Below are 12,264 nucleotides of genomic sequence, written 5' to 3'. Positions count from 1 at the left end.
GCTTTATAAAAATGAATATTGCTGTTATTTTTGCTGGCGGTACGGGCGAAAGAATGCACACAAAAGACAGACCAAAACAATTTTTAATGATTCATGGCAAACCGATCATTGTGCATACTATTGAGCATTTTCAGAACCATTCTGAAATAGATGGAATTATTGTTGCTTGCATTGAGAGTTGGATACCGTATATGCAAGAAATGGCATACCGATATCGTTTAGATAAAATAGGAAAAATTGTTCCTGGCGGTGAAACAGGTCAGATGTCAATCTATAGTGGCTTAAAGGCGGCAAAAGAGGTCTATGGTTTAGATGACACCATTGTATTAATCCACGATGGTGTGCGCCCTTTAATTGACGAAAAAACTATTACAAATAATATACAGAGCGTTAGAAAAAATGGGTCTGCTGTGACTTGTGCGCCGGTAAAGGAAACTGTGATTTTACGTGAGGATGGTAAAAAAGTTGGTGATGTTGTGCCAAGAGAAAAGTCTTTGATTGCGAAAGCACCCCAAAGTTTTATTTTAAATGATATATTAGCGGTTGAAAGACAAGCAATTGCTGATGGTTATACGGATGCTATCGACTCGTGCACATTAATGCGGGATTATGGGCGCGAAATATACATTGTGGAAGGCAGTTATGAAAATATAAAAATCACCACACCGGAAGATTTCTATACATTCAGGGCAATATCAGATGCAAGGGAGAATCGACAAATATTCGAATAGGAGATTAATTTGATGAATATTGGAATTGTTCTTGTTACTTTTAACAGATTAGAAAAACTAAAAATTGCAATTCAGCATTATGAAGCTCAAATTTTCAAGCCAGCTTTTATATTAATTGTGGATAATTGTAGTTCTGATGGGACAAAAGAATATTTAGATCGATGGAAAGCTGAACCTGCAGAAATAAAAAGACATGTAATTCATCTAGATTCTAATACTGGTGGTGCAGGTGGGTTTTATGCTGGAATGCAAGAAGCTTTAAAATTATCTTCTGATTGGATTTGGGTCTCAGATGATGATGCATATCCGAGACGAAATGCGCTGAAAAACCTAAAAGATTATTATCAGGGTTTGACTCCTGAAAAGCAAAATGAAATAGCCGCTTTATGTTGCGCTGTTTATAATCAAGGAAAAGTCCATGAGTGGCATCGAAATCACATGAAACAAACTAAACTGAAGGTCAAAATCTTCCCTTCGACAGCAGAAGAATATCAAAAAAAGGCTTTTCCGATAGAAATATTTTCCTATGTTGGCGCTATGATAAAATCTAGTGTTTTAAAGAAGGTTGGCCTCGATCGAAAAGAATTCTTTATCTATTGTGATGATCAGGAACATTCAATTCGAATTGCTAGAGAGGGTAAAATTTTTTGCGTTCCATCAGCTATTATTGATCATGATACACCGCCTTTTGATAGAAAGGTAATCAATTGGGGCAGATACTATAAAGTAAGAAATGACCTACTTATGATAAAATACAATTTTCCGAAGCGGTATTATTTTTTTAGATATTGGCGAAGATATTTACGGGACGCTTCTATTTTTTCAAAGAATCCGCCCGTTTTAAAGAAAGAATTAAAAGCGGCCTATCGAGATGCTGCTAATAATCGGGCTGGTATTCATCCAATATATAAGCCAGGGTGGCAACCAGAAAAATAGGGGAATAATAGATGAAAAATGATTTTCAATATATTATTGATTTTTGCAATCTTGACAAGCTTACGGGTAAAACAGTATTAATAACAGGTGCGACTGGATTAATTGGGAAAACATTAGTAAAGAGCCTCCTTTATTATAATAAGAAAAATATAAAAAAAATTAACGTTATTGCGTGTGTAAGAAATTTAAAAAAAGCGGAAAAAATTTTTGGTGAAGAGACATCTGATTTTCATTATTTAATTACTGATATTTGCCAATTGAAATCTGAAAACCTTGGCGTCAATTTGATTGTTCACGCAGCAAGTCAAACTTCTAGTAAATCATTTGTTAAATATCCGGTTGAAACAATCGACATTGCCATAACGGGTACAAAAAATATTCTTGAATTTGCAAGAGTTAATCCAGTTGAAAGTTTTGTGTATCTATCATCAATGGAAGTGTATGGAACACCTCAAACAGATGAAAAAATTTCAGAAACGCATGGGACTAATTTGGATACAACACAAGTACGGACCTGCTACCCTGAAAGCAAAAGAATGTGTGAAAATTTGTGTATTGCATATAGTGGTGAATATCAATTACCTGTTAGAATTGTTCGCTTAACACAAACTTTTGGACCAGGGGTAAATTATTATGATGGTCGTGTTTTTGCAGAATTTGCAAGATGTCAAATTGAACATAAGGATATTGTTTTAAATACTGCAGGCAAAACAAAACGATCTTATTTATATACAGCAGATGCAGCCACAGCTATTTTTACGGTCTTGTTAAAAGGGGAAAATGGAGAAGCTTATAATGTTGCGAATGAATCATCATATTGCTCTATTTATGAAATGGCTCAAATGGTTGCAGCACTTGATAAAGATTCTTCTATTAAAGTAGTTATAAAAGAGAAAGATCCTAAAATTTACGGTTATGCGCCAACATTACACATGAATCTTTCGACAGAAAAAATAAGGAAACTAGGATGGAAAGCTTCTGTTGGTCTAAAAGAATCTTTGCGTCGTCTAATCATTAGCATGACCGAAAAAGAGTAATAGCCACAAATAACAGATGATTAGAAGGAAGTGGAATATTAAAATGCAGATAAAGCCGCAACAATTTATAATTCGAACAAAACAAATTGAATATAATGAGTTTATTTTCTTTTTTGCATATGGCTTATATCTATTTGCTTCGATTTGGCATTGTTCTTTCTTCTCGATTCAATATGGAGATGGTCTTTATAAATGGTTTCTATTTTTTTCACTTTTATTACTTGTGATTAAAGAGTGCTATAATATAAAAACTGTTCTAAGAGGTTTTGTAGCTGCTTTTGTTGTTGTATTAGTGTCGGGAATCACCTATTATACCCATAATAGCGACATTATTATGAATCACCTCTTTTGGCTGATGATTTTGTGTTTTTCTGCTAGAAATATTGAATTTAAAAAAATTGTAGAATTTACACTAAAGTTGGAGGGAATTCTTCTATTTTTGGTTATTTTTAGTAGTGTCTTGGGGATTATTGATAACTATATTGAAAAAAGTGATCGAATTCGATATTATCTTGGGTTTAAGTATTCTTTATTTCCTGCAACTTTGTTGTTTAATGTTTCGGCGTTGCTAATTTGGCTTCAAAGGGAGAACATGAAATGGCGAATAGTAATCTTTCTTTCTTTGATTAACTCTTTAATGTTTTATTTTACTCAGTCAAGATTAGCTTTTGGATTATTTATCTTAATGATGATTTGTGTGATAGGATTTAAAATTCGTGCATCAATAATAAAAAAGAAACCAAGCCGAAAAAAAAGAAAGAGAGTCCATTTCGCAAAAATTCTTATATTTTCATATGTTTTATGTCTATTTATCAGTTTAGGAATAACACTATCTTATTCAGATAGTTCCGCTTTACAAAAAAAAGTTAACATTGCATTAGGTGATCGTCTAGAATTGGGACAAAATTCGTTAAAAGAAAATAGAGTAAAGCCATTCGGTGAATTTATTGAAATGTCTGGAAATGGCTTAAATGAAAAAGGAAAACGTGATTTAACTTCTACAAATGGAGTATATAATTATGTTGATTGTATGTATATTCAAATTCTTCAGGATTTTGGATGGGTTTTTACAGTATTAATTATTATTTTAATGACTATTGCAATGTATCAAACCTACAAAAAAAGAGATTGGTATATGTTAATGATCTGCTCAATTTTAGCGCTTCATGGGATTATAGATGATTTAATTATTAATGTTTACTATAATACTTTTTGGCTAATTATTGCTCCATATGTACTCAGGCCTTTTATTTATCGAATCAAATATAGAAACAGTTAATTACAAGGGATCTATTATTTTATGCCAAAACAAAAATCAATTAAGAAAAACTTCGTCATGAATGCCATCTTGACGATGTCGCAATTTATATTTCCTCTCATTACATTTCCGTATGTCTCCAGAATTTTACTGCCAGTCGGAACAGGAAAAGTATCTTTTGCGACGTCGGTAATCACGTATTTTACGATGTTTGCACAATTGGGCATTCCAACATACGGCGTTCGCCGCTGCGCGCAAGTCCGCGACGATAAAATGGAGCTAACCCGCGTGACACACGAATTGTTATTTATTAATTTCATAATGAGTGTGGTTGCCTATGTAATATTATTTTTTACTTTGGCCTTTGTTCCGAGATTTCAAGGTGATCGAACGTTATATCTGATCATCTCACTCAATATTATTTTTACTTGCATCGGCATTGAGTGGATGTATAGGGGATTAGAAGAATATACTTATATTACCGTCAGGTCGATTATTTTTAAGTTCATCGCTTTAATTGCGATGTTCGCGTTTATTCACCAGAAAAGCGATTATTTGATCTATGGAGCCATTTCGATTTTTGCGGCTTCGGCGTCCAGTATTCTGAACTTTATCAACGCACGTAAACACATCTACATGCATCCCATTGGCGGGTATCAATTAAAACGGCACTTGAAACCAGTGTTGATTTTTTTCGCGATGTCTATTGCAACGACGGTCTATACCAATTTGGATACAGTCATGCTCGGATTTATGAAGACCGATACAGATGTAGGTTATTACAATGCAGCAGTCAAAATTAAAGGGATTTTAGTCAGCATTGTAACATCGTTGGGTGCTGTTCTTTTGCCGCGGGCGTCCTATTATGTAGAAAAAGGAGACTTGGCAGATTTACGCAGACTTTCATCGAAGGCTTTGGATTTTGTACTGATTGTGGCTTGTCCCTTAGCATTATATTTTATTCTGTTTGCCAATGAGGGCATTCGCTTTTTATCCGGCCCAGCTTATGGCGGGGCGGTTTTACCAATGCAGTGGATTCAGCCGACGATCATTTTTATTGGATTAACTAATATTTTGGGACTGCAGATTCTTGTTCCTTTGGGAAAAGAAAAATACGTCTTGTATTCAGAGATTGCAGGGGCTGTTACGGATTTTGGAATTAACATGCTTTTAATTCCAAGATTGGCATCGACTGGAGCGTCCATTGGCACATTAGCTGCAGAGTTTGTAGTTTTGGTGGTGCAATATCACGTTCTTCGGAAAGAAGTTGCACCGATTTTTAGAAAACTACCTTATGGAAAAGTTTTACTGGCATTGGGGTTATCTGCAGTGGCATCTTTGTGGATTAAGCGTTTTGCTTTTCATGCGTTTGCTGTATTAGTTATTTCGGTAGTTTTGTTTTTTGGCGTGTACACATTGGTTCTTGTTATTGCGAAAGAACCTTTGATGATTGAAATAGTTAGAATAATAAAAAATAAGTTACATATAAAATATGAGAGATGAGGAATAAAATGGAAAATATAAACAAACAATATGTAGATGAGGTGTCAATTGATTCGCGAACAATTTGGAAAATTATTTTTCATAACTGGCTTCCAATTATAGTTTGCATTCTTGTGTTTGCTGCAGCAGGATATGGGGTAAGTCGATCAAGAAGAGCAACTTCTTATTCTGGAACGGTTAGCGTTGTTGTCAACATGCCATATGGCCCTGAACAACCAGATATTACTAAGCGTTCAATAGCTAATAGCCTTGAAGCGTTACTTCAAACACCAGAGTATTATAAAGAAGAAAATATTAATTTAAAGTCAATTAAAAAATCTGATTTGAAAGATATTAGCATTAATGTTAAAGACGAAGATAATGACAGATCATTAACACATGTTTTAGCGATCAAATATAATAATGGAAATCGAAAAAAAACAAATCGGATGGTAAAACTTATTGAAGAGGCTGCACCAACAGTTGCAAAGGATAATCTTCATATGATTGAGTCCATTGAAACAGCAGGCCACACTGTAAAAACTTCTGTTCATTCTTCAACAAAGAAATACACTGTTGCTGGCGCTGCCTTGGGATTTGTTTTGAGTGTAGGCTATATACTAATCCGGATTTTTACAAACCGTTGTTATCGCAATAGTCAGCAGATAGAAGAAAATCTTGAAATTCCGGTTTTAGGTAATATTCCAACAATCGATTCAAAGAGGAGATAAAATGAGCTTTTTTAAATTAGGGAAGGACAAGGCAAAAACTGCTGAAGAAACACTTTTGATTAATACACATAATATTCGATATCGCGAATCATATCGAAAATTATGCACAGGCTTACTTAATAATAATTGCTTTGATTCAAAAAGAAGAAATAGCGTTATTATGTTAAGCGCTTCAAAACGCAAACAAGGTATGACAACAACAGCAATTAATATGGCTTTGACATTGAGCGAGATGGGACAGAAAGTATTGTTAGTAGAAGCTAATTTACATCATCCAGCTTTTGAACTGATTCTAAAATTTCAGGTAAAAAATAAAATAAATGATTATTTTTTGGATCCTCAAGTTGCCATTGATCAATGTATTTATACATATAAAAATCATTTTGATGTTATTCAATCATCAAAAGAAAACAGTTCAAAAACTATTAATTTTGAATTTCTCAAGAAGGATATGCAGGAATTAGATTACGATTGGATTATTATCGATACACCTTCAACAGATGAATACGCTGATGCCTTTCAAATCGCGGAAAGCGCAGACGGCATTTTGCTAGTTGTTCGAAAACTCGATGTAGAACGACAAGCAACAAAAAAGCTGCTATATGGATATAAACAAAACAATAATCCAGTAATTGGAAGTATATTAACATTTGATAATAATCTATAAAGAGATAAACGATAGTTTAAAAACAAGAGTAGTTTGGACCGATTAATTATATAATCTTTAGTAGATGAATTCTGTTGGCAAAACCCATTTTGGATTTTGCCAATTTTGTATTGAAGTGCTTTAGCAAAGGATTCGACAAGAGGAACGAGGATAATCAAAAAGCCACCGGCTCAGCCGGTGGTTTTGACTAATTTTTTAGTTTCAAAAATTTAATCAAGGAAAACTGACTATTTCAATGTATTTGACTTAATTAGAGGAGAATTCTCTGTATTACAGAAATTTTCCTGATTATTTCCGTAATCATAATTGTAATGCCAAGTTCAATGAATGGAGCAGTCATTCGGTAGATAATAGAAGTTTCATTAATTAAAAATTCTTTTAGTAATATTTGTAAAATGTACCAGTGCAACAAATAGAGGCTAAAAGTATAATTTTTGATTTTGTTTATAATTTTATTGATGATTCGGTTTTGTATGAATTTTCATCTATTAAGATCTAAAAAATCATGTTAGAATATCTTTAATGAGGAATGTTTGTATATCTTTTTAGTGTAGTATATATAGTAGAGAAGAATTCTTTATAAAAAATCAATTCTAATATTTTTAGATTAGCGCTGAATAAAAAGGAATTAATTTGTGAAAAAAAATATTAAAAAATATTTACAAGACAATAAAAATACATTTTTTGTTTTATTTTTTTGCCTAATAATAGTAGTGCAGATTATTGCTGTTGTACATTTTGCAATACAGAAAGATGGGTTCTTTGGAGATGAAAATTACTCATTTAATTTAGCAAATAGTTATTATTCGCCTTTCGTAGGGCATGTTTCGAAATCGAATATCAACAAGGTACTAAATTCAAAGTTTTGGATTACAAGAGTTAATGTAACTAATAACCATAGATTTATATATCGATCAGTTTTTTATAATCAATCAAAAGATGTCCATCCTCCATTTTATTACGTTGTACTTCATACTATTTGTTCAATTTTTGTAAGTCCGAGTTTAAATAAATGGCAAGGAATAATTCTAAATATTATTTTTTTTGTTATTACTCAAATTTTTCTTGCTAAAACATCAAATAAGGTTTTTTCAAATAGATGGATGACCGCAGCAGTTTTGATCTTTTTCGGATTTTCCTGGGGTAATATCAATAACGTATTGTTTATACGTATGTATGCAATGTTAACCATGTGGGGAATTATTTCTTTTTATCTCCATTTAGTATTGTTAGAAAAGAAAACAATAAAAAATCTTATTTTGATATTGTTAGTGGGATATTGTGGAATATTAACTCAATATTATTTTATTTTTTTTCAGTTTTTTCTTTCTTTATGTACAGTGGTTTATTTAATAATAGATAGTAAATCAACAAAGCTATGTCTAGAATATATTTTAGGATATATTCTTGTATTAGGTTTGTCTGTTATAACTTTTCCGGCAATGATACCACAAATGCTTGGAAAAACAGGAACACAAGGTATTTCAAATTTTCAAAAAGCAACGCGACTAGAATACTGGTTAAAAATTAAGGATTATATTAATATCATTAAGTTTGATCTGTTTGGAAATAGACTAAAAGTTACTTTTTTGATTATACTTGGACTGTTGCTGATTAATTTGTTAATAATAGTTAGAGAAAAACACAAAAAATCTAAGCTATTTATTAATAAGAAAAATAACATTCAAAATCTAGATTTGAGAATTGGTTATTTTGCAATTATTGCGTCTATAATAATTATCATTGGGGTTTTTGCAATTGTAATTAAATCGTCTTTATATATTGCAACTCGATATTTAGTGATACTTTATCCAATCGCGTCTCTTGTCTTTGTGTATATATTTATGTCTCTATGGAATAAAATAATATATACTCCCAAAATTTCATTTGTTATATTGTTCTTGATTGTACTACTATTTTGTAAAAATACTTATAATATTGAGAATACGTTTTTATATAATAGAAATTATCCAAGAGTAAGTGAATTAATTCAAAAAAATAAACAGGATATGACATTAGTAATATATGAAGGAAATAGTGGTTCAGCAGATTGGTGGTGCAGTGTCAATCATTTGCAATATCTTACTCAAGCTAAATATTCTTGTATATATAGTGGAAACACTAAAGGATTAGATACCGTAATATCAGGAGATAGAACTCAGAAGCTATTGATCTGTTTCCACAATGGAGAAGATGAAGAGTCCATATCCAATATAATAAAAGAAGTAAAAAGGCAAAATGGTTATAATCATGATTCATTAATTGATGATTATTGCGGACAAAAATTATATTATTTAGAAAAATAATATTAAGGATATTTCTTAGATAGTTATTTATAAAAAGAGATGAATTGAATTAATATACCCAATAAAATTATAAAAGTATTGAGAAAAATAGATTATTTATATAAGTAAATTTAGGTACTTTGTATTTTAAGTGATATCAAAATGTATACAAACGGGGGAAGAACAAAAATGTCTGTTAAAATATCGGTAATAGTACCCTGCTATAATGAGGAGGCAGCATTACCAATTTTCTATGAAGAAATTACAAAAGTATTTAATAAAATAGAATGCTCCTATGAACTGATCCTTGTGAATGATGGATCAAAAGATAGTACTTTAGCAAGTATCAAAAAGTTTGCCTCTTGTGACGATCATGTTAAATATATTTCATTTTCCAGAAATTTTGGGAAAGAATCTGCGATGTACGCCGGTTTTTGCAATGCAAAGGGAGATTATGTTGCGGTGATGGATGCCGACATGCAGGATCCGCCGTCGCTTTTACCTAAAATGCTTCATATTTTAGAAAATAGTGAATATGACAGTGTGGCGACGAGACGGGAAGATCGAAAAGGGGAGCCCCTAATTCGAAGCTATTTTGCTAGAAAATTCTATAAAATTATTAACCGCGTTTCTGATGCAGATGTAGTGGATGGCGCAAGAGATTTCCGCTTGATGAGACGAGAAATGGTTGATGCGATTGTTTCGATGTCAGAATATAATCGATTCTCCAAAGGAATTTTTGGATGGGTTGGGTTTAAAACATATTGGATGCCTTATGAAAATGTAGAACGTGTTGCAGGAGAAACGAAGTGGAATTTCTGGAAACTATTTAAATATGCTATTTCTGGAATTATCAATTTTTCTCAGGCACCGTTAGACATGGTATCTTATATTGGCGCCTTTTCAACTATTGGTTCATTGATTGCATTAATTGTCATTATCGTTAAAAAGCTGGCCCTAGGAGATCCCGTTCAAGGCTGGGCATCTATGGTTTGTATTGTCATTTTCATGAGTGGCTTGATCCTTTTTTGTTTGGGGATTATTGGACAATATATCGCAAAAATTTATATGGAGACGAAAAATAGGCCTCATTATATTGCTTCGGAAAGTAATATTGAAAATGTGAAAAGAATAAAGTAGGTATAATGAAGAAATAAAGATAAAAGAGAGAATCTATTTGGCATCTATATTCAGTTTATGTTGATACACTAATTTAGATTGAAAATGTTTTTCTGTAAATAATGGTTTGATATAAAAAAAGTGGTATTTTTGTGAAAAGGATTGTCATCAATAAATATTTTTCTAATATTATAAATTTGTTGTTTGGTTTTGCGAGCTTGCTGTTTATCAATAGTACACTAAAAAGCGATCACTCACTATTTGAGTTTTCAAATAGCATCTATTCGTTGGTCGTATTTATAGGCGTATTATTTTTAATAAATAAAGCGACAAAGAAAATAAAAAGAGAAAAAGACATCAGATTATTAATTGTCTCTATTGTTTTGGGATTAATATTTTCTATTTTTATGGTATCAGGGAGAAATATATTACTTCTTGATACAGTAGAAATAGGAAAGATCAAAACCTGGATTAAATTTTTATGCGGCATTCCATTTTGGACTCCGATCATTATTTTATTATTGACTTTTCGACCAAAGACTAGAATAGAAACAGAGAACCGATTTGAGACAATAAATTCAAAAAAATATTTTCTTATATGCTGGGGAATTATTTTTGGAATATGGTTTTTAGGATTAATAGCATCATATCCAGGAGTATACGGATATGATTGTATTTATCAGTTGTACTGGTATATGAATGGAAAGATCCTATCACCGCATCCATATATCCACACTTATTTGTTGGGATTTTGCACGTGGACGCTGGGAAATTTGTTGGGAAGCTGTGAAAAGGGCTTTTTTATTTATTCGATTATACAGATGCTCATTTTATCGTCTTCCTTTGCGTATATCTGTTTGTATTTACGCAAAAGAAATGTCAGCAGAGTATTTAGAATCATAACCATTATGTTAATGGCAGTTTTACCATGCAATATGATTATGTCTTTTTCCGGGACAAAGGATATTATCTATGTTGCCATGGTAGTATATTTGACGGTAATGCTGTTATATACAATTGAAGATCCTCAAAAATTGAAGAGTATTAAATGGATCATAGCATTAATTATTGTATTTTTCTTTCAAAGTGTATTTAGAAGCCAGGGAATTTATATTACGGTGTTGGTTTCGATACTCTTGATTGTATTTTCGAAAAAGTATAAAAAAGTTTGGAGTGTCATATTTGTCAGTATTTTAGTATTATTTGCAATTTATCAAGGACCTTTAGCAAAGGCTTGTCATGTGAAGAAGATAGATTCGATCCATGAAATGATGAGCGTCCCTTGTGTCCAGCTATCAAGAGTATATATACATACTGGAACTGAATTATCAGCAAGTGAAAAGAGAGAAATAAAAAAATATGTTCCAAATTGCACGCAATATTCTATTACATCACAGGGAATTGCAGATTCTGTAAAAAATACATTTAATTCAAAGGCGTTTAAAGAAAATCCCAAGGAATTTATTCAATTGTACATAAAGATGGGAGAGAAGTATCCTGGCTATTATTTAGATGCTTGGGCCAGACTTTCAGTGGGTAACTGGTATCCGGATATGAATTATCGAGACCCAGCAGCTTTCCATCCGTATTGGGAATATGATTTAAGCAGTACTCAGACGTCTTGGGCGTTTCCAGGTAAACCTCTTCTACTTCAGCGTAGCACATTTCATTTTTTGGAAAAAGTAACTAAGGGATTGCGTGTGATTTCAATATATAATGTATATCAAAAAATACCGGTAATTTCACAACTCTTTAGTGGTGCATTAAGCGTGTGGATTATGTTATTTATTATTAGTTGGTGTATTTATAATAAGCGGTATAAATATATTTTACCTGCACTAATTGTGTTATTTGTTTGGTTGACTCTATTATTGGGGCCAGTAGTATTGTTTAGGTATTTATACCCAGTTTATGCTTGTACACCAATCTGGATTGGGATAATGCTGTCGCCAGGAGTGGTCGAAAAAGATACAAAAAATAATGAGTTTTAATAACAGATATTTATTTTCTGGAAAAAT

At 32.1% G+C, this 12,264-nt stretch carries 10 protein-coding genes; all 10 read left to right on the top strand.

Annotated elements, in window-relative coordinates; genetic code table 11:
- The first annotated feature begins 11 nt into the window (after positions 1-11).
- The 10 genes from QZX60_RS02185 to QZX60_RS02140 all read left to right on the top strand — a co-directional run bounded on the left by QZX60_RS02185 (position 12) and on the right by QZX60_RS02140 (position 12,237).
- A complete protein-coding gene (locus QZX60_RS02185) occupies positions 12-731 on the top strand; it encodes a 2-C-methyl-D-erythritol 4-phosphate cytidylyltransferase (RefSeq protein ID WP_295360829.1) in 720 nt (239 codons plus the stop codon).
- 12 nt (positions 732-743) lie between these two features.
- Positions 744-1,667: a glycosyltransferase gene (locus QZX60_RS02180; RefSeq protein ID WP_295360827.1), complete on the top strand. Its 924-nt coding sequence runs from the start codon at positions 744-746 to the stop codon at positions 1,665-1,667.
- An 11-nt stretch (positions 1,668-1,678) separates the two neighbouring features.
- The gene (locus QZX60_RS02175; RefSeq protein ID WP_295360825.1) at positions 1,679-2,704 is read left to right on the top strand and encodes an NAD(P)-dependent oxidoreductase; all 1,026 of its coding nucleotides are present in this window, start codon (positions 1,679-1,681) and stop codon (positions 2,702-2,704) included.
- A 16-nt stretch (positions 2,705-2,720) separates the two neighbouring features.
- The gene (locus QZX60_RS02170; RefSeq protein WP_295360823.1) at positions 2,721-3,983 is read left to right on the top strand and encodes a hypothetical protein; all 1,263 of its coding nucleotides are present in this window, start codon (positions 2,721-2,723) and stop codon (positions 3,981-3,983) included.
- Between the two features lie 21 nt (positions 3,984-4,004).
- The gene (locus QZX60_RS02165; RefSeq protein ID WP_295360821.1) at positions 4,005-5,465 is read left to right on the top strand and encodes a flippase; all 1,461 of its coding nucleotides are present in this window, start codon (positions 4,005-4,007) and stop codon (positions 5,463-5,465) included.
- A gap of 8 nt (positions 5,466-5,473) precedes the next feature.
- A complete protein-coding gene (locus QZX60_RS02160) occupies positions 5,474-6,175 on the top strand; it encodes a hypothetical protein (protein ID WP_295360820.1) in 702 nt (233 codons plus the stop codon).
- Between the two features lies 1 nt (position 6,176).
- The gene (locus QZX60_RS02155; RefSeq protein WP_295360818.1) at positions 6,177-6,842 is read left to right on the top strand and encodes a CpsD/CapB family tyrosine-protein kinase; all 666 of its coding nucleotides are present in this window, start codon (positions 6,177-6,179) and stop codon (positions 6,840-6,842) included.
- A 635-nt stretch (positions 6,843-7,477) separates the two neighbouring features.
- Positions 7,478-9,148: a glycosyltransferase family 39 protein gene (locus QZX60_RS02150; RefSeq protein WP_295360816.1), complete on the top strand. Its 1,671-nt coding sequence runs from the start codon at positions 7,478-7,480 to the stop codon at positions 9,146-9,148.
- Positions 9,149-9,289: 141 nt separating this feature from the next.
- Positions 9,290-10,267 carry a glycosyltransferase family 2 protein gene (locus QZX60_RS02145; protein WP_295360814.1) on the top strand — a complete coding sequence of 326 codons (978 nt, stop codon included), beginning with the start codon at positions 9,290-9,292 and terminating at the stop codon, positions 10,265-10,267.
- Between the two features lie 131 nt (positions 10,268-10,398).
- A complete protein-coding gene (locus tag QZX60_RS02140) occupies positions 10,399-12,237 on the top strand; it encodes a DUF6020 family protein (protein WP_295360812.1) in 1,839 nt (612 codons plus the stop codon).
- Positions 12,238-12,264 lie beyond the last annotated feature (27 nt).

The sequence above is a fragment of the uncultured Pseudoramibacter sp. genome (genome assembly GCF_903789625.1).
GTDB classification, from domain to species: domain Bacteria; phylum Bacillota; class Clostridia; order Eubacteriales; family Eubacteriaceae; genus Pseudoramibacter; species Pseudoramibacter fermentans.
The sequence above is the reverse complement of the archived record's forward strand: the minus strand, read 5'-3'. Positions and strand labels throughout refer to the sequence as shown.